The organism is Phormidesmis sp. 146-20, assembly GCF_052939475.1.
Window position 1 is genome coordinate 1 of record NZ_JBJPHT010000012.1, and the last position, 19,102, is coordinate 19,102.

Genomic DNA, 19,102 nt, shown 5'->3' on the forward strand with positions numbered 1-19,102 from the left:
CTTCCCAACTCGCTCTCTGAGTATTCCTACTCATCACATAACTGGGATGCACCCCTCCTCCCTCTCTTCATTCCACCAACAGTCTCCACCCCGACCAGTGATAGCCAAAATTAAACCGTTTGGGATACAAAATTTCTGCCAAAATCTCTAACGAATCGACGAGACGAGGGCCCGATCGATTGAAGTATTGGTTACCATCGGTCACATAAACTTGATAGGTTTGGGCGGCTTTGAGCGATGACCATCCGGGACGATGCGCCAAAACTGCGGCTTCTTGTTGAGTTCGCAAAATGTCTAATCCGCAGGGCATAAAAATGATCACATCGGGATCGGCTTTCAAAAAAGTATCCCAATCCAGCCACGGAGAATGCTTGCCGACTTCGCCAAACAACGGCCGCCCTCCGGCCAATTGCACCAGTTCGGGCACCCAATTTCCCGCAGCCATCAGCGGCTCAGTCCACTCAATACAAGCCACCGTCGGACGCTCCTCTTCTGGCAAATCTTGAGTCCACTGTTGGCAGGCAGCAATCCTCTGGTGAAGGGACGCGATTGCCTCATCTGCCGACACTTCCAACGCATCGGCGACCCGCTGAATATCTGCCCACACATCCGCCAAAACGTTGGGCTGGAGCGAGATAATCTGGGGATGGCTCTGAGTCAGGTTGGCGACAGCCTTTTCGACATCTGCAAGACTGACTGCACAGACTTCACACTGCGCCTGAGTGAGAATATGCGTCGGTCGCACGTTCTGCAACATTTCTGTATCGATCTGATAGACACTCAGCGCCGTTTGCAAAATGTGGTTAACTCGATCGTTGATCTCTCGGCTCGTCCCAAGCGGATTAAACTTTGGCTGCGTACAGATCGGCCGATTTTGAATATCTAGCGGATGGTCACACTCATGCGATCGCCCCACCAAATAATCCTTGAGTCCCAAAAAGTTTACAATCTCAGTCGCACTTGGAATCAGAGAAACTAGTCTCATTCGTTGTCCCTCATCTCACTCCACGTCTAGTGTAGAGGAATCAACTCGGAGAAAAGTAGAAGATTTAGCAGAAGATTTATATCTATCGTAATTTGGAAAGAAGGGATGGAATTGATTCGATCGCACGTTTTCATTTCTGGGCAAGTCCAGGGAGTCGGCTACCGTTTTTCTACTCAAAAGATAGCCACTCAATTGGGGCTAAACGGCTGGGTTCGCAATCTCCCCGATGGGCGCGTCGAGGCCGTCTTTGAAGGCGAAAAACAAACCATTGAGGCGATGCTGAAGTGGTGTGAAACTGGGCCGAGAATGGCGATCGTCCAGCATCTCGAAGTCCATTCTGAATCACCCGAACATCTCCAAGGCTTCCCGATCAAACGATGAGTGACGCTGAATGAATGTCGGATTCACTGAACTTCTGCGCTCCGGTTACAAATTCGGCAGCCCCCTAAATCCCCCACGAGTGAGGGACTTTGAGTAAAACTCTTGTCTTAAAGTCCCTCAGAATTGGCAGCTTGGGGAGCAGAAGATGTGAACACCGAAGCCAAGAAACTTCATCAAACTCACACTTTCTACTCATCCCTCATCCCTTTCCTCCAATCCCGTCTCTGCTGCTTGCCTCATTGCCAAAAAAGCCTCCTTGATGGGCTGGCTTACAGCACTTTGCGGTTCTGATAAAATCAGTGCTTGATAAGCTTCAAGAAAGCGACTCCTCAACCGATGAAACAGGTGTAAAAAATGCCGGATGAAGCTGATACAGTCCAGAATGACAAACTCAATGCCTCCAGTTTCATGGTACAAAGACCGCGCGTAATCTTGAACTTCCACATTGGCTGGCTCAGTTGTGATGAAAATGTAATTGTTGACTCGTCTGCCGCTTAAAAGCAATTTCTGTAGGGCGCGGTCTACATCCTCACGAGTGACTCGCTTATTTTTCATTTCATAGCTGGTGATGATTTCATCCTCTGTGATAAGAGTAATTTCAACATCCCCCAAAGCACCCGTCTGTATATCAGCAGCATTGTGCGCCCTCAACGTGAGAACTTTTTCTCCGAGAAACTCTTCAGCAGATTGATAAGCAGCGGTCACCACAAGGACAGAGAGACGGCTAGTTCCTTTGAGGCTCATGTGTTTCTCAATCAAGTTGACAATATCCTCAGAAGACAAAGGCACCGCATCTTCGGCCGTATTCAGCGTTGCAACTAATGCCTCAATCCGTTGTTGCCGTTCATCTCGATCGACGACCAATAATCTGATCACCTCAGCTATCAGAGTATCCGCTGGAACGCGACCAGAGTAGACCGCATCCAGAAGATTGAGAACAGCCTGATACAGTTGTGGTGGTTTACCGACGAGATTTACATCCCTGGTTAGCGTTGTATTTCGGTTTCGTAGCGCGGGTGTGAGAAAAGCGGTTGTGCTGTTGCACGGCAAATTGTGTTCATTGATAAAAGTTGTAATGTAGCGCTCATCGTAAGTTCGACCCGAGAAAGCATCAGCATCGCCAATTTCTGTATATGGTTTTCTGATATCAATATCAGGGCGATGAAGTTTTGCCAGCAAACAAGCCATCAAAAGACGCACGCCTGCCCGATTTTTAAGATTGCGGGCAACATAGTTGGTGTATTCTCTGATTTGCTGATCCTCAACAAGTGAGTGGTCTACGTTTGCGTTAGCGAGTCGAAGAGCGGCATTGAGGATTTCAACGGGTTCTGCCATTCGCTCACCTCCCTCGGAACATCATAGTTAGTCCAAAGTATCTCTGTTCGAGGTTGTTTGACGGATAGACATTGTTTTGGCAGAGATTCGATACAATTCCAGTCTTTGTAGAGCTGATCTAGCAACTCACAACGATAGCCAGACAGCGCCACTTTCCCTTTGAGGTTGGTCAATACCTCAGCGAGTTCTCGGTGATCGTTGTCCGTCATTTCATAGCCGTAGGCATGACTATCGCCCCGTGAATCATGAGGATAGGGAGGATCACAATAAAATAGAGTTTCCTCACTGTCGTACCGTTGAACCACTTCGATCGCACGCGCGTTTTCGATCTGAACCCGCAAAAGTCTTTGCACAATTTCAGATAGCCCTTCAACACTCCCAAGCCACCGAGAAACTGCTCCTGCCATCCCCGCTCGGCTCGTGAGTTTGCAGTTTGCCCATCTTCCAACACTAGCAGTTTGTGCAAGACCCGTTCTCACTTGACGGGCACAGACAAAGAACCGACGCGCTCTTTCTAATTCTGAAAGATTATCAGTGGCTTCTTCAACTGCAATTTTAAGTTCTTCCCTGGAAAATGGAGTTAGCCCGATCGCTCGAATCAATTCTTCTGGACTATCCCGCAGAACCCGAAAAAAGTTGACAACTTCCCCGTCAATATCATTGTAAGTTTCAACGGGGGAAGGTTCTCGGTTGAGCAGTACGGCCGCAGAGCCTGCAAATGGCTCACAATAATGAGTGGTTTTGGGCAACAAAGGGAGAAGCCAGTTTAGATGATTAAACTTCCCGCCATACCACCCAAAAGCGATAACCTTGCCCATTTTCTTGCCCAACGTTGACTCTGGACAAGAAGTATACACGAACTAGTGTCTTCGAGTCAGAGATCACTTGAAGATTGTGTTTTCAACCGATCTCTTCGGCCACCGTACTGTCGATCGCTCAAAGTCAACCAAAATTTCAGGCGTTACTGACGGACGAGATGCGAATCCTCCCGTACTGCCTTCAAGCATTCAGACATCCATTGCCTCTACAGGGATTTTGATTACACGGTCAGCAGCGCCTATCCTTCCCTATAGCTTCGATTTGACAAACGTTGCTAATCGCTCTAGACCTCGCTCGATCGTCGTCATATCGGTCGCGTAAGACAAGCGAATATGGTCATCGGCGGCAAAGGCAATTCCTGGAATCACGGCGACTTGCTGTTCGTTTAATAACCCATCACAAAATTCAAGCGAAGATAGTCCCAGCTTGCTGATGTTGATGAATACGTAGAAGGCACCATTAGGCTTTACACAGGTCAAACCGGGAATTTCATCGATCAGCCCTAAAATCGCGAGGCGGCGTTCTGCAAAGGCGAGACGCATCTGTTCGACACAATCCTGGGAGCCTTCAAGCGCGGCGATCGCCCCATATTGAGCAAACGTACAAACATTTGAGGTGCTGTGTCCCTGAATCTTGGTCACGGCGGTAATGAGTTCTACGGGAGCCGCCAAATATCCAACCCGCCAGCCTGTCATTGAGTAAGCTTTGGCAAATCCGCTACTGATGATCGTGCGATCGAACACCTCCCGACTCGCCGCCCCAATGCTCAGATGTTCTGCCCCGTCATACAGCAGCTTTTCGTAAATTTCGTCCGAGACGACAAGAATATCGTTATCAACGACGACTTGAGCGATCGCTCTAACTTCATCAGGTGTATAGACAATGCCTGTCGGATTTGAGGGCGAATTGAGTACCAGCAGCCGAGTTTGAGACGTAATCGCATTTTGCAACTGATCGGGCGTGATTTTATATTGACTTTCTGCCGTCGTGGGCACGATTACCGGAGTTCCGCCTGCCAGCTTGACCATTTCGGGATAGCTCACCCAAAAGGGCGCAGGAATAATCACTTCGTCACCCGCCTCGATCAGCGCCATCATCAGGTTATAGAGCGAATGTTTGCCGCCGTTGGTGACAATGATGTTTTCGGGCTGGTAGTTGAGGTGATTGTCGGTTTGTAGCTTGTGGGCGATCGCTTCTCTCAGTCGGGGTTCTCCTGCTGCTGGGCCATAGCGTGTTTTGCCCTGTTTGAGTGCGGTTTCTGCTGCCAATTTAATGTGTTCGGGCGTATCAAAATCGGGTTCTCCAGCGCTAAAACTGCAAACATCGATTCCGTCACGCTTCATGGCCTTTGCTTTTGCATCGATCGCTAAGGTCAAGGAAGGCGTAACTTGCCCCACACGTCCTGCCAATTTCATGTCAAACCTCAAAAAGTTACTGCGTTTTGCGTCCTGGTGTCTCAATAAAAATTCTCAAAGGCGCTGCACTCGCCCAGCCTTACCAAGCCCCAATTGGACTAAGCAAGAGGTCTTTTATGAAGTGTAGTCCAAGACTGAAACCTACGGAAACGGCACGATCGCAAAAAAAATGAGAAGGAGCCAGCTTTAAGTCTGAAGTTCATGACTTTACCGGATGCCTTCCCATTTTTATCAACCTGATCCATGGCGATTTCCTGTCAGTCTCAGTCTGTTTTTATCAAAGTAAAACGATACTCCGATAAGCGACCCGTGAATTTTATTCTGTAATCAGGTATACCTCAAAACGCTTAACTCTGCCGCCCGTTGTTAGGCGATCGTGACATCTGGCGAGAGATAGACATCTTGAATCTGATGAAACAACTTGATCCCTTCTTCCATTGGCCGCTGAAATGTTTTGCGACCTGAGATCAAGCCAGTTCCACCCGCTCGCTTGTTGACGACAGCCGTCCGAATCGCTTCCGCAAAGTCATTCTTACCCGATGCGCCCCCTGAATTGATCAGCCCCATCCGTCCTGAGTAACAATTCAACACCTGGTAGCGGGTGAGGTCGATCGGGTGATCGGTCGTCAGGTCAGAATAAATCCGGGCGTTGGTTTTGCCGTAGCTGTGTCCCGTTGCTTGGGCGATCGCGCCATAACCATTGTTCACTTCGGGCAGTTTTTGTTTGATGATGTCGGCTTCGATCGTCACGCCCAAATGGTTCGCTTGACCCGTTAGATCACCCGCCAGGTGATAATCTTTGTCTTGCTGAAACGCTGGATTTCTCAGATAGCACCAGAGAATGGTTGCCATTCCCAGTTCGTGAGCGCGGGCAAAGGCTCGACTGACTTCTTGAATTTGGCGGGTCGATTCGGGTGAGCCAAAGTAGATGGTTGCGCCGACTGCGACTGATCCCAGATTCCAGGCTTGCTCAACCGAAGCGAACATAATCTGATCAAACTGATTGGGATACGTCAGCAACTCATTGTGGTTGAGCTTGGTGATAAAGGGAATGCGGTGAGCATATTTGCGAGAAACACTGCCCAAAACGCCCAACGTCGTCGCAACTGCATTACAGCCTGCCTCGATCGCCAGTTTGATAATATTCTCGCTGTCAAAGTAAATTAGATTGGGCGCAAACGATGCCCCGGCGGAATGCTCAATCCCCTGATCAACGGGCAAAATCGAGAGATAGCCAGTATTGCCCAACCGTCCAAACGAGTAAAGTTGTTGGAGACTTCGCAACACCTGGGGAGAACGATCGCTGATACTAAAAATGCGATCGACAAAATCGGGGCCCGGTAGATGCAGTAAATCTTTAGAAACTTTTGCCTTGTGGGTCAGCAAATCTTCGGCTTCATCACCCAGCCAGGACTCGATCGACTGAGGTGCAGAGAGTGTAGCGGTCATTGCACAAAACCTCTATAGAAGGGATGAGGGATGAAGGAGAACTTCGATGATCTGTTCCCCCTTTGGGGGTAATCCGCTCCGCGGGGAGGGATGAATCAAACCCTTCAAGCCTTCTTTAATCTAGCGTCTGTGTAGAATTTTGCTTGCGTCTTTAGTCAGGAAAACAGCCAAGATAGAAAGATTCGATTTGGGGTTGTCTTGATGAAGGTGCGATCGGCGTGGGTGACTTTAGCGGCAACAGATTTTGAGCGATCGCTTCAGTTTTACCGCTCTCTTTTGAATCAAGAGCCGATTTCTCAGATTGCTAACACTTACGCTGAGTTTGCGATCGCAGGCTTACGACTCGGAATCTATAAACCCAGACCTAAAGAACTGTTGTTGTCAGAAGTAACCGATCGCTCCTTTCCCATTCTCAGCTTTTGTTTGGAGGTTGAAGATTTGCAAGTGGCGATCGCCCATTTATCTGAGTTGAATTGTCCCCTTGGAGAAGTCATCACCGCCGCCCACGGGCAAGAAATTTATGCTTACGATCCCGATGGCAATCGCTTGATCTTCTTTCAGCCTGCTGCATAAATTCCGAAATCAAGACTGATTAATAAGAAGGATCGAGAACGGTGCGACTTCTGGCAGGTAACTCAAAGCGACCCCTTGCGGGTAACTCGAAGAGATCGATCTTGCTTTTATGTGAACTCGACAGAAGTTTTCTCGCTGCGTTGTTTGCGTCTTCTGCCTCCCAAGCTGCCAATTCTGGGGGACTTTAAGACAAGAGTTTTGGTTTTGGTTTGGGGGATGGAGGGGGTTGCTGAATCTGTAACCGAGACGAAGAAGTTCATAAAACTCAACGCTTCTAATCTCTAGAACCTACATCCTGAGAAGGATTTGAAGTTTGTGAGAAATTGTTACATAGATTAATACTCGTTTAATATAGTCTTTGAGAAGGGTGAAGGAAAATTATGGAACAAACCACACGACTCGATTTAGTCACATTTTTAAAAGAAGAACTCGCACTGCCTGCCCCCGCGATCGACCTTGCTCTGCGCCAATCTCAGCAAAATACGACCGTGCTGCCGATGATTTTGTGGCAATACGGTTTGGTCACGCTAACTCAGCTTGATCAGATTTTTGATTGGTTAGAAAAGCTTTGAGTTGACGACTCAGACGACTTTACACTCTAATAATTCACCGAATACATCCGCCCATTGCGAATTTGCACGACGGGATGGTTTGACAGCCGAATCAAACTTTCGTCGTGAGTCGTGACAATGACTGTAATCCCAATTTGATTGAGCTTTTTGAGAATTTTGATCACCTGCCAGGAGTTGTCAGGGTCAAGGTTTCCGGTTGGCTCGTCGGCTAAAAGAATGGGAGGCGTGCCCACGATCGCCCGTGCAATACTCACCCTTTGTTGCTCTCCGCCAGACAACTCTTCAGGAAAACACTCCGCTTTGTGCGTCAGCCCCACCATTTTGAGAGCAGGCTGTAGCCGTCGATGAATTTCCTTGCGCGTGTAGCCCTGCGCCCAGAGAACAAACGAAATATTCTCCGTCACCGTCCGCCGTGGAATCAGCTTGTAGTCTTGAAACACAATCCCAATCCGGCGGCGCAAATGAGAAAGCCGATCGCCCCGCAGTTTGGTCAGCGAATCTTGATCCACAATCACTTCACCTTGCGAAGCCCGCTCCTCTCCATACAAAAGTTTAAGCAAGGTTGACTTTCCAGAACCAGACGGGCCCGTAATGAATAAAAAATCGCCCCGCTTCACAGTCAGATTGACCTCGATTAGCGCTTGACTGCCGTTGCGATAAAGCTTGCTAACATTGCGTAATTGAATAATGCTCTCAGCCGTCTGAGTCTGGCTAACGGGACGATCGCTCAAAACCTGTGTCATAAAATCATTGCTCCAGTTTCTTGCTGACCGGATTTTTTTGGGTAAATCGATAGACGATCGCTCGCCAAGCAAACTTAGGTAAAGCCAGCATTCGTCGCCAGCGCCAGGGTTCTTGATAGAGCCGATAGAGCCATTCCAGGTGATTGTCTGCTAACCAGGCAGGGGCGCGCGATTTGGTGCCAGCCCAGATGTCAAAACTGCCGCCCACACCAACCCAGACCGCATTGGGGCAGAGGTAACGATGTTGAGCAATCCACAATTCTTGACGTGGCACGCCCAACCCCACAAAGATTAAACGAGGTTGCAGCGTTTGTAACATTTCCAAAAAAATCGGCTCATCTGCGGGGGTGAGATAGCCGTGTTGAGTGCCCACGATCGCTAATCCTGGCATCTGTTTTTGTAGAACTTTGGCCGCTTGCTCTGCGACACCCGGAGCGCCTCCATAAAAGAAGACTGACCAATGGGAGGAGGGAGGAGGGAGGGATTGAAGGTCGGTGTTAAATCGGGCGGATTGTTTAAGCAGAGCTTCTGATAGCTCAATACCTGGGCAGCGTGTGACTTGTTTGCCGTGAAGTTTGAGATAGAGCACCACACCGGCCCCATCGGGGATGACCAGTTCTGCATGGTGAATGATCTCGGCCAGCGGGGGATTGTATTCGGCTTGCATGGTCATCTCAGCGTTGAGCGTTACCACATGACAGCCTTTTTGTTGATGTAGCCGATCGACCAACCACCCTGGATAGTCATCTACTAAATGAATTGGCAGACCCAAAACCGATAGTCCGGCTGGCATTGTTTTGCTCACGATCGTGTCTCATCTCAGGCTTCTCAGGCAATGGATTATAGCCCAAGATCAGAGTAGAACGATCGCTTTGTGGTTGAAGGATAAAAGATGGTGAGAATAGCTTCTATCAACAGAGCACAACGATCGGGAGATTCTTTGAGCGATCGACGTAAATTCAGACGTGAATTCAATAAAAAAATTTTGGGCGTTGCTGATTGGAGGGATGAATCTGTGAGAAGTGTCCATCTTTTCGCCCCCTAAATCCCCCATTCTGGGGGACTTTGAACCTTGGGTTTCCCTCCGCTTTGGGGCAATTCATCCCCTGATTCAGCAACGCCAAATTTTGCTTCGGTGTTGAAATCTTCTGCCCCCACCCCCCAATTCTGCTACCGTGTACACACAAGTCGTTGTCGCTTCGTTTCAGGCGGCTTCAGCCCCCTAAATCCCCCAGTCTGGGGGACTTTGACCAAGGAAAGATTTCCAAAGTTCAAAGCCATGACGACGGCTCAAAGTCCCCCATTTTTGGGGGATTTAGGGGGCGAAGGATCTCAGCAATGACAGTTCGATCGACGTGTGTGTACACGGTAGCAATTTGGGGAGACTTTAAGACAAGAGAGGTTCGTTTCAAAGTCCCTCATTTGTGGGGGATTTGGGGGGCTGACCCGATTCACAACCGAAGCGAGAAATTCCATCCAATCCAGACCTGATTAAGGATCACAGGTTGCCGGAACTGTGGATGTATTGGGTTTGGTACACAGTGGCCCCAGACCAGCCGGAAGAACGGGACGAGTGATAAATGCTAGAGGGCCAGCTTTCTGTTCGCCGTTAAAGGGAGTCGGTTTAGACGGGTCAAATCCACAGTCCTTAGCGTCTTCGGGATTGTTGAACCAGAACCCTAGATGAAATGTTTTGGTCGGTTTGAGACCAACCGCAGAATCAAACCCAAAAATCTGATCCAAAAGAATTGTCTTAACTGTCGTATTGCCAGGTCGCAGATCTGACTGATACCAGACGAGTCCAAAGCCTTTGAAGTTGGGATCGAGACTACCGTCGGCAAGTTGTAGACTGTTCTCAAGTGAAAACAAATCAAATTGAAGACCCGGCTTAAAGCCTTTGAGCGTCACTTTCATCGTGTCGTTGCGACTGCCCCGTGTCACCGCCACATCAACAGTTGGAGTCACGTAGGGATCAGCCGCCATACACTTCACAAACTGTTGGACTGGATAAAGCTGAAACTTGACCTCTGGCACTTCTTGAGCCTGAACTTGGTAACTTAGGGTCGTAGCAGCGATCGCCAAAAAGCTAGTCGTCAAGGCAGCGCTTCTTTTCAATATGGGGGGTAGATGATACGACATGGAAACCTCTTAAGATGAATTGAACTAAGTCAAACTTCGTGACCAGAGGATTACACGTCGATCGATTTACGTTTATGCAGCGGTCTTTTGCAGGTGACTGAAAGAGATCACGCCCCCCAATAACAATTTCTTGAATGTTATGGTTTCAGGATTCCATAAGTACCGTTATGTGTTGCTTCTACATTACCTTTGACATCGCAGAAAAGGCGGGACGGCTCCACAAAACTGAGTACTCATCCCGCATAGAATTTGCGAAAAGTTATGAGTTTGCAATTTGTGTAGGGTCGGCTTGCTTGTGCATGGGATTAAAGTAGGTGAGGAGAATTGGATTGCGATCGGGGCCTATTTTGACTTGAGTCCCATGACGTAATAGGTAGCCCTCTCTGGTTGTGACGCGGGTTTCATTCACGAAATTACCATTAGCGCTAGGAGTTTCTTGATCACCATCGTAGAGGCGGTAATCTGATCCTTCTTTGCGAAGAACGGCATGGCGTCGAGAGATTAAGCTCCAACTGTTGGGAATCTCAAAATCTGACCAATCTGAATCTCGTCCTAGATGGTAGACCTCTTCTCCCAAATAAAACTGAAGGTCTTGATCTTTGTAGCTAAATTCAATCAATGGTTTGAGATTTACTTTGGTTGGGTCAGGATTGCCGGGAGGAGTTTTGAGACGGTTATTGTTGTTGATACGATCAGAAGAATCAGCTTCAGGCGGGTGAGAGACTAGCTGTAATTGGGGCGGACGACGTAAGAGAAGGTAGGCGATCGTCGGAATCCCCAGCAAACCCACCCCAGCTAGCAATATCCAAGGTAATAGCGGGTTGTCTGGATGCAAAGCCGATTCTGCTTGATTCTTTTGAATCTTTGTGGCAATCTTTGAGTACTGTGGAAATAAAGATTGGACTTGTTTAAGTAATGCATCCGCTTGCGAGTATTCTCCTTTCCAGAAAGAATCTAGCGCACTGCGATATTTTTGAGAAGTTTCCCCCTGATTATTGGGAACATTAATAAACCCTTTAATTGTGCGTGCAGGAGTGGCAGTCGTGTAGCTACTACCAACACCAGTTACCATTCCAAGGACTTCACCATTCGCATTCAGTACTGGGCTGCCTAACATACCGTACTGCAATCTTTGATCAATCAGTAGGGTAGTGATATTGTCTTGGGTTGGTGTACTCGAAATAGATCTGTCTGAAATACTCGAATCCAGTTGCCTTTTTTCATTTAAAAAGTTTCTGACAAACTCCAATTCAGTTTTTTTTCTGTTAGCTCTGGCCTTGTCTGGATCAAATAGCTCTGCATCTGGGGCATAGCCAAATACCCATACACTACCCTGAAGTCCTGCTGGATCAGAGTCAGCAAACTTCAGTGCAGGTGCATTTGTAACATTAACCTTGATGAGCGCAACATTCTCGCTTTTCGTTCCCGTTCCGCTAACTGATTTAAGGGTAAAGGGAAGTCTTTCTCCGCCCGAAAAAATAACATCACTAGAGTATTGGATGGCTTCATCTTCTAGCTCAATTACTTTTCCGTTTCCTGGTTCAGCTACTCCCCTGTCCATCAAAGATTTTTTAATGTCTTCCTTCTCCCCAGTAGTAAGCTCCCTTTGCTTATCCTTGTCTGGAACTGTAATGCCTTTAAGAATACTATCTATCAATTTACTTCTACATTTTGCCCTATCATCAAATTGTTGAGCAAACTGCCCCAAAACTGCACTTGTTACAAGATATCCATCCGGGTTGATAAAGTAACCCGTTCCCAAGTAATAACCATCTGATTCGCTTGTAGGGTAGTCGCCTCTAACTTCTTCATTAGGTTTATCTGGCTTTTCCCTTTTCGTAGGATAATAATAGTACTCAGCAAAGCAGGCTACTGCTACACGAACCACTGCTGGTTCAGAATACTCTCGAAGTTTCTGTTTTAGATCTGGTTGTTGCGGTTTTTGAGTAAAAAGTGATTGAGAACAAGCCGTTAACAAAAGAACTGGGCCAATAAACGGGAAACGAAATTTCTTGGGCATGATGATATCTCCAAATTGTGATGATGCAACCTTCGGAGCTTGCAATTCGTAACTTTTCGTCTACTAGAGCTATTCTTCTCATCATCTACTGAGAATTTCTCTAGATTATATGTTGTTCAACAAAATTTAAGAAATGCACCAGTAATTTTAAGTTGTACTCAGCAGAGATTGCCATCAAAATCTAGCAATCTTTGCCTTCTGTTAGCGAGTCAGAAGAGAGTCTGTAGTTCTTAGAAGGGTGTATTAAAATAACCATAACGCTTGAGCATTTGTCGATATCATGAAAGATTTTTTCATCAGCTACACGGGCGAAGATAGAGCTTGGGCGGAATGGATTGCTTGGACTTTAGAGGAAAAAGGATACTTAGTGGTGATTCAGGCATGGGATTTTCGACCAGGCGGCAATTTCGTACTAGACATGCAGCGCGCAATGGCTGAAGCGAATCGTACAATTGCTGTTCTATCACTACTCTATTTGCAAAAACCTTTTCCACAGTCGGAGTGGGCCGCCGCCTTTGCTCAAGACCCAACTAGCCAAGAGCGAAAGCTTCTTCCAGTGAGGGTTGAGGACTGCAATCCACCCGGAATACTGAGGCAGATTGTCCATATAGACATCTTTGACTGTAATGAAGCAGAGGCAAAGCAAAGGCTGCTATCAGCTGTGGAAGACGGTCGTATGAAACCTCCGCAAAGCCCTAGGTTTCCGGGCAAAATATTTGAGCGTGTACCATTTCCAACAGAGCCGAAAAGACCACCGAAGCCTCCTAAGAGAAAAGCCTCACTAGATTGGATACCAATGGGGTTGAAAGGGGTCAGTTGGGTGCTTTGGCTTGGGATTGGGAATATCGTCTTGGCATCTAACAGTCAGGGGCAAGCTGAAAATATAACCCTCACATTTGCCATGCTTGGTATTCTGGCCGGAGCCATTGATGGATTAGTTACAGGACTTGCATTACAGCGTAGCAACTCTTCCATTCAACGACAATCTTTTTTCCTGTTAGTCACAGTTGGAGGAGCGATCGTAGGGACAATTTGGGCATTGGCAGGCCATCAAAAAAGTAATCCCCTCACAGGTACAGAAGTTACAGTTTTTGCAATGTTCCTTGGTGCAATGTTCTGTGAAGTGACAGTTTGGGTAATCGGTCAAAAATTACTCAGAAACTAAGCCACCCCACACAAGACATTTACTCCTTTAAAGGTTCTGCGGGTGTATTGCCCTCAATTGCCAACGCATTAGATAGCTGTTCTAGTACTTCTTGACCATTGCTCTTAGGTTGCAGGGTGAATAGTAAACCGTCATAAGGTGAAATATCTCCGCAGCCACCACCCTCCTTAGTCGTAGCGCAGATAACAACCTGTCCGTTCAGCTTGCCACTGGTGAGGTAGACCAACTGGTTAGCTTTGTTGTATTCTTCAAACCTTGCAGATACTTGCTTGCATCGCGTTTGGGGGTCAAATCCCTTGGCGTTAAATGCTGTCGAAGTCCAAAGGATTACTCCCAACTCGCGGTTGTTCAATTTAGCAATGGTTTTAGGAGTTCCGTTGTCGCTGCCACAAACAAACGTTAGCTGCCCCAATTTATTCAGTTTCTTTGTTCCCTGACTCTGGTTCATTGTACTAGGGGTACCGGGAGCATCTTCAGGAGGGGAAACGGAAACTGGGGCATCTTCTGCTGAGGTACTAGGCTCAGAGGTACTAGATTCATAAGTTGACGCAACCTCAACTGGCGCACTGATCACTTCCGATGATGTAGATGCAACACTTATCGGTTGGGATCGCTGGGTAGGTTGTCTCACTACTGTTGGTGTGGAGACAGGTTCTGGCGTGTCGGGAGTTGGTAGTACTGGCGCTTTTTGAGAGAGTAGTTCTGAGTCAGGAGTTGGTAATACTGGAATTCGTTCGGATTGCTGAATTTCAGGTACCGTACTGGCTGGTTGAGGAGGTATGGAGGGTTCAGTCGTTGTCTGAGGACTAGCTTGCGAAGTTAGAATGTCCTTGCTAGATTGCAATTCCGCCGCCATACTCTGTTGACTGGCCAAACTGAGGAAACTTAAAGTTCCTAACAATACAAGAAAATAATGGTTCCAAAGCTTCATCTTTTTTCCCTAGTTCAGTTATGCGAAATCTTTTACAACTTGCAAGCATAGATTCTTTCAAATCTGCGGTCTCTTGCATCCCACCAAGCAAATTTTGCAGGTAGCTGTCCGGGAGGAGGGCTTTTAAAGTTTGGCTCTTTGTCGTAAATAACGGTCTTTTTACTACCGCTGTACCTTGGTGTAACTAACCATTTTCCTGACGCATCTCTCCAACCCACTCGGACTTGATAAGCCAGTGGAACTTCTTTTGCCTCAATTAGCATTTTCTTTTGTACACTAAACCCTTGAGTTCCCCCAGTAGAATCAACCCAGAGTTTATCGATCGCTTGCAAATCACTACAAGGAAACTGCTCCCACTCTTGCTGATCAAAACGACCTTGCTCCTTTGACTTTTGCCCTGCGCTCTCCAGCATTAGTTTGTAGGTTGCTTGATCGGCTGCTTTGAAATCTTTCTGCTCTAAAGCTTGCTTCAATTCCTTAAAGGGATCGTCATCAACTTGTTCAGTAGAAGGTTTGTCAGAAGGCTGATTAGAGGGAGCGGACTCAGGGGTAGGTTGAACTATAGGACTCGATTCAACCGTAGGCTTAGGCTTGTCTGCCTGCGAAACTAAAATGGGTTGTGAGGTTAAAACACCTTTACTTGTCTGTGCTTCTACATGAGCAACTAAACCATTGCTCAAGCAAATTGAAGCGATCGTTCCAAGAGAAACAATCGAGAAACCGATGCTTGATTTCATTACTTTTCCACCAGTCTAAGGAGGCAGTACAAATTATTTAACTGGATAGCTAGTTGAGGGAAACTACCATGCCAATGGGTGAGACAAGACAAGACTATCAAGAAGCCAACTTAACCTTCCTAAAGTTGCTTTTTTGATACCTCACTTCCCTACAACTTGATCGGCTAGACTTTGCAACTTATGCTTCGGAGCTTGCGAATTTCAGAACGCAACATGACAATACCACACTACTGAGTAGTAATACGTAGCTTTTTCGCTCGATCGTATAATTTAAGAATTTCTTAAAGTTTACAAGCATAGATTCTTTCAAATCTGTGATCCCTTGTATCCCACCAAGCCAGCTTTGCAGGTAGATGACCAGGGGGAGGATTTTGGAAATCGGGTTCTTTTTCGTAAACCACAGTCTGCTCAACTGGTTGATATTTTGGTCTAACTAACCACTTCTCTGTTTCATCTTTCCAACCTACTCGGACTTGATAATCCAGTGGAACTTCTTTTGCCTCAATTAGCATCTTCTTTTGCACACTGAACCCTTGAGTTCCCTGAGTCGCGTCACGCCAAAGCTGATCGATCTTTCCAAGGTCAGGGCAGGAAAAGTTATTCCACTCATTCTCTTCAAACCGTCCCTGCTTTTTGGATTGAGAACCTGCAATCTCTAACATCAGTTCATAAGTAATTTGATCCGCTTCTTTCAAATCTTTTTTTTTCAAAGCTTCCTCTAAATTGATGTAGCCTTCTTTTACCCTCTGGGGATCGCCTGATGGTTGAGGAGTTATTGGTGCAGATGATCCTGGACTTGTCGAAGGAGATGCCGTAGGAGGCGGGTTGACACCAGGAGGTGAGATAATGTTTCCAAGAACAACCATTAGAAGACTCGCTGCAACTGTCCCTCCTGCAACCTTAATTAGTCTCCAATTAAGAGGTTTAGGTTGTAATTCTTGAACCGCTTTTGATGCCTCAGTTGCTGTTTGATAACGGTCTGCGTAATTGACTCGCACCATTTTATTCAGCACTTTAGCCAGCTTTGGGCTAACAGTTGCCAGGTGTTGCCAAGCAAATTCTCCAGTCTTGGAATCGGTTTTCAAATCCTTGGGATGAACTCCTGTGAGTGCTTGAATTGCAATCATGCCAAGGGCATAAAGATCACTATTCAACTTGGGATCACCTCGTTCTTGCTCAGCAGATAAATAACCATAGGTTCCGGCTACAATCGTTCGATTTTTTGGTTCCTGGCTTCCCGTTTCCACAATGCCTTTTTTGACGACACCAAAATCAATCAACACGAGCTTGCGATCGGACTGCCGCCGCATCAAATTATCTGGCTTGATATCTCGATGAATCACTCCCTGCTGATGCACAATCTTCAAAACACTCAGAACCTCAGTTAAAAGCTGAATTACTTTGCTTTCCTGCCAACGATGATTTGCGGGTAATTCAACACTTAATGGGTGCCCAACAATTAATTCCTGTACCAAATAAAACTCTTGATTTTCCTCAAAGGAAGCTAATAATTGGGGAATTTGATCCTGCTTCCCCAGTCCTGCCAGTGTTGCCGCTTCTCGGTCAAATAGTTGTTTAGCAGACTCTAGAAAAACGGGATCACGATTGGCAGGTTTAAGGTGTTTAACCACACACCGAGGTTTAAATCGGTTGTCAAGATCTTCAGCAATGTAGGTTTCGCCAAAGCTGCCCTGTCCCAATTCTTCGATAATTCGGTACCGTCCTCTTAATACCTGACCTATCATGGGTGACTTAATCGATCATCGTTTTCTGAATTTCTCATAACATACACAACTTAATCGTTGTAATTTTTGGAGGAAAAAGTACTTAAACCTTAACACTCTATTCGATTTTAGCCATCATTAAGACTCATGCGAGTACAACGCTCAAGTAATTTTTCTCTTTTCTGAATTACAGGGCTGCGGAGCTGATTCATCAGAGATAGAGCAAAAGAGATAAAGCCAATCTTTGACTCGGTGGAACAATTGTTCACAAAGAGGGACACAGGCAATGAAAGTATTTAGGCGAATTCTGTTGTTTTTGGTGACGGTCGGCTTGCTGATTGGGCTGTATTCACCCTTACGGGGATGGGCGGTGCAAAAAGTTACGCCTCGTCCCAATCCACAGGAATTAAAGCAAGCCCTCGATCGCAAAGACATCCCAGCGGCCATTCGACTCGTAGAAACGGGTTGGAAACAGCAGTACGAAGATTATTACCAAGGGCGATTGACGAGCCAACTTTTAGAAGCAGACGCGATCGCTCGCACATTAGGCAGACTTTCGAGTGAAACGGGCAAACGATCGGCGCTCTTTTACATGATTCCGACTCCGACGGCTCTGGAGTTAATTTTGGTATCACCGGGGGCGGCTCCCATTCATCGTCGCGTTTCGGCTGCCAATCGCACAGTGTTGCTGCAAGTGATGCAAGAGTTTCGGTTGGGTGTGGTCAATCGTGAGAGCGATCCGGGTGACTATCTTCCGGCGGCTCGTCAACTTTATAATTGGATGATTGCCCCACTAGAGTCCGAATTAAGGGCACAGCGCATCGATCACCTGATCTTCTGTTTGGGAACGGGTCTGCGGAGTGCGCCTTTAGCAGCCCTGTATGATGGACGACAATTTCTGATTGAGAAGTACAGTTTGGGGATTATTCCGGCGTTTAATCTGCTCGATCGTCGGGCCGCCTCCCTAGCAGGAACTCAAATCTTGGCGATGGGTGCATCAGAATTCAAAAATCAAGCGCCGCTGCCTGCTGTACCAGTTGAGCTTTCTGCCATTACGGGCAATCTTTGGCGAGGTAAATCGCTGCTCAATCAAGACTTTACGCTGGCTAATCTCAAAGCCCAACGCGCTGCGACTCCCTTTGGCATCATTCATCTCGCCACTCATGCAGAATTTTTGCCCGGCGAGGCAGACGAGTCTTATATCCAATTTTGGGATTCTCAACTGAGAATTGATCAGGTTAGGTTTCTCAATTTGCGCGCTCCCGCCGTGCAGTTGTTGGTGTTGAGTGCTTGCCGAACGGCATTGGGCGATCCGCGGGCAGAGTTAGGGTTTGCGGGGTTTGCAGTCCAGTCGGGAGCGCAGGCGGCGATCGCCAGTCTCTGGTCAGTCAGCGATGCGGGGACGCTGGTTTTGATGAGTGAGTTTTATCGTCATCTCAAGACGGCCCCGATCAAGGCCGACGGTTTGCGGCAGGCTCAACTTGATTTGTTGAAAAAGCGGGTAAATCTAAAAACGAGTGTGGCAATGCAGGCGAGAGGCGTGAGGTTGCCGTCTGAGCTAGAAGGGTTTGCGACAACCGATTTGTCTCATCCTTATTATTGGGCAGCGTTTACGGTAATTGGGAATCCGTGGTGAGAGGGACGAGCTTCAATGATCTGTTCCCCCTTTGGGGGTAATCCGCTTCGCGAGGAGGGATGAGGGATGTTATGCCGGATTCTCTCTGCCCCCGTTAATAAAGACTACCGTGTACACACCCGGAATCGCTTCGTTTCAATCGGCTTCAGCCCCCTAAATCTCCCAATCTGGGGGACTTTGACCCAGAGAGATTGCCTAGCATTCAAAGTCCCCCAATTTTGGGGGATTTAGGGGGCGAAGGGTCTCGGCAATGACGGATCAATCAACTTGTGTGTACACGGTAGGTTAATAAACAGGGGGAATCAAGAGTTTAGTGCTTTCTTCTTTAAGAAGAGTTTAGTTCCTCCTTTTTAAGGGAGCTAGGGGGATCTAAAGATGGGCTAATCCATTAGGAATTGTGCTACATGCTCATCACCGTTGAAGTTTGGGCTTTAGCGTAGTAAGTTTTGAGGTTGATGACCTTTAGCGAGGGGTGTTC

The 19,102-nt window shown here is 47.2% G+C and carries 17 protein-coding genes; 5 read left to right on the forward strand and 12 right to left on the reverse strand.

What is annotated here, in order from left to right; all coding sequences use genetic code 11:
- Positions 1 to 67: 67 nt before the first annotated feature.
- On the reverse strand, positions 68 to 985 hold the full coding sequence (locus ACKFKH_RS12050) for a cobalamin-binding protein (protein WP_446858537.1): 918 nt from the start codon (positions 983 to 985) through the stop codon (positions 68 to 70).
- A 105-nt stretch (positions 986 to 1,090) separates the two neighbouring features.
- On the opposite strand from ACKFKH_RS12050, the gene ACKFKH_RS12055 reads away from it, so the two are divergent.
- Positions 1,091 to 1,366 carry an acylphosphatase gene (locus ACKFKH_RS12055; RefSeq protein ID WP_446858538.1) on the forward strand — a complete coding sequence of 92 codons (276 nt, stop codon included), beginning with the start codon at positions 1,091 to 1,093 and terminating at the stop codon, positions 1,364 to 1,366.
- A 192-nt stretch (positions 1,367 to 1,558) separates the two neighbouring features.
- On the opposite strand, the gene ACKFKH_RS12060 is transcribed toward ACKFKH_RS12055, so the two are convergent.
- The 4 genes from ACKFKH_RS12060 to ACKFKH_RS12075 all read right to left on the reverse strand — a co-directional run bounded on the left by ACKFKH_RS12060 (position 1,559) and on the right by ACKFKH_RS12075 (position 6,384).
- Positions 1,559 to 2,701, reverse strand: coding sequence for a restriction endonuclease, SacI family (locus ACKFKH_RS12060; RefSeq protein WP_446858539.1), 1,143 nt, complete (start codon positions 2,699 to 2,701; stop codon positions 1,559 to 1,561).
- Entirely contained in the window at positions 2,644 to 3,519 is an 876-nt protein-coding gene (locus tag ACKFKH_RS12065; RefSeq protein ID WP_446858540.1) for a DNA adenine methylase, read from the reverse strand. The genes ACKFKH_RS12060 and ACKFKH_RS12065 overlap by 58 nt, the downstream gene beginning before the upstream one ends.
- A 249-nt stretch (positions 3,520 to 3,768) precedes the next feature.
- Positions 3,769 to 4,935 carry a pyridoxal phosphate-dependent aminotransferase gene (locus ACKFKH_RS12070; RefSeq protein ID WP_446858541.1) on the reverse strand — a complete coding sequence of 389 codons (1,167 nt, stop codon included), beginning with the start codon at positions 4,933 to 4,935 and terminating at the stop codon, positions 3,769 to 3,771.
- Between the two features lie 366 nt (positions 4,936 to 5,301).
- Entirely contained in the window at positions 5,302 to 6,384 is a 1,083-nt protein-coding gene (locus tag ACKFKH_RS12075) for a class I fructose-bisphosphate aldolase (RefSeq protein ID WP_446858542.1), read from the reverse strand.
- Positions 6,385 to 6,585: 201 nt separating this feature from the next.
- Between ACKFKH_RS12075 and ACKFKH_RS12080 the strand changes: the two genes are divergently transcribed.
- Both ACKFKH_RS12080 and ACKFKH_RS12085 read left to right on the forward strand, forming a co-directional pair.
- Positions 6,586 to 6,957: a VOC family protein gene (locus ACKFKH_RS12080; RefSeq protein ID WP_446858543.1), complete on the forward strand. Its 372-nt coding sequence runs from the start codon at positions 6,586 to 6,588 to the stop codon at positions 6,955 to 6,957.
- Positions 6,958 to 7,337: 380 nt separating this feature from the next.
- The gene (locus ACKFKH_RS12085; protein WP_446858544.1) at positions 7,338 to 7,529 is read left to right on the forward strand and encodes a DUF2949 domain-containing protein; all 192 of its coding nucleotides are present in this window, start codon (positions 7,338 to 7,340) and stop codon (positions 7,527 to 7,529) included.
- A gap of 26 nt (positions 7,530 to 7,555) precedes the next feature.
- Here the strand turns inward: ACKFKH_RS12085 and ftsE are convergent, their stop codons facing one another.
- The 4 genes from ftsE to ACKFKH_RS12105 all read right to left on the reverse strand — a co-directional run bounded on the left by ftsE (position 7,556) and on the right by ACKFKH_RS12105 (position 12,431).
- Positions 7,556 to 8,272 (reverse strand): cell division ATP-binding protein FtsE, encoded by a 717-nt coding sequence (ftsE, locus tag ACKFKH_RS12090; RefSeq protein ID WP_446858545.1) that lies wholly within the window; start codon positions 8,270 to 8,272, stop codon positions 7,556 to 7,558.
- A 4-nt stretch (positions 8,273 to 8,276) separates the two neighbouring features.
- Complete coding sequence (locus ACKFKH_RS12095; RefSeq protein ID WP_446858546.1) at positions 8,277 to 9,077, reverse strand: WecB/TagA/CpsF family glycosyltransferase; 801 nt, start codon at positions 9,075 to 9,077, stop codon at positions 8,277 to 8,279.
- 686 nt (positions 9,078 to 9,763) lie between these two features.
- On the reverse strand, positions 9,764 to 10,411 hold the full coding sequence (locus ACKFKH_RS12100) for a hypothetical protein (RefSeq protein WP_446858547.1): 648 nt from the start codon (positions 10,409 to 10,411) through the stop codon (positions 9,764 to 9,766).
- A 259-nt stretch (positions 10,412 to 10,670) separates the two neighbouring features.
- Positions 10,671 to 12,431 carry an FHA domain-containing protein gene (locus ACKFKH_RS12105; RefSeq protein WP_446858548.1) on the reverse strand — a complete coding sequence of 587 codons (1,761 nt, stop codon included), beginning with the start codon at positions 12,429 to 12,431 and terminating at the stop codon, positions 10,671 to 10,673.
- Between the two features lie 280 nt (positions 12,432 to 12,711).
- On the opposite strand from ACKFKH_RS12105, the gene ACKFKH_RS12110 reads away from it, so the two are divergent.
- Positions 12,712 to 13,596 (forward strand): toll/interleukin-1 receptor domain-containing protein, encoded by an 885-nt coding sequence (locus ACKFKH_RS12110; protein WP_446858549.1) that lies wholly within the window; start codon positions 12,712 to 12,714, stop codon positions 13,594 to 13,596.
- Positions 13,597 to 13,615: 19 nt separating this feature from the next.
- Here the strand turns inward: ACKFKH_RS12110 and ACKFKH_RS12115 are convergent, their stop codons facing one another.
- From ACKFKH_RS12115 to ACKFKH_RS12125, 3 genes are all read right to left on the reverse strand, one after another.
- Positions 13,616 to 14,527, reverse strand: a complete 912-nt coding sequence (locus tag ACKFKH_RS12115; protein WP_446858550.1) for a COP23 domain-containing protein — start codon at positions 14,525 to 14,527, stop codon at positions 13,616 to 13,618.
- A gap of 32 nt (positions 14,528 to 14,559) precedes the next feature.
- Entirely contained in the window at positions 14,560 to 15,264 is a 705-nt protein-coding gene (locus ACKFKH_RS12120; protein WP_446858551.1) for a GUN4 domain-containing protein, read from the reverse strand.
- 281 nt (positions 15,265 to 15,545) lie between these two features.
- Positions 15,546 to 17,009: a protein kinase domain-containing protein gene (locus ACKFKH_RS12125; protein WP_446858552.1), complete on the reverse strand. Its 1,464-nt coding sequence runs from the start codon at positions 17,007 to 17,009 to the stop codon at positions 15,546 to 15,548.
- Positions 17,010 to 17,274: 265 nt separating this feature from the next.
- On the opposite strand from ACKFKH_RS12125, the gene ACKFKH_RS12130 reads away from it, so the two are divergent.
- Complete coding sequence (locus tag ACKFKH_RS12130) at positions 17,275 to 18,624, forward strand: CHAT domain-containing protein (protein WP_446858553.1); 1,350 nt, start codon at positions 17,275 to 17,277, stop codon at positions 18,622 to 18,624.
- Positions 18,625 to 19,102 lie beyond the last annotated feature (478 nt).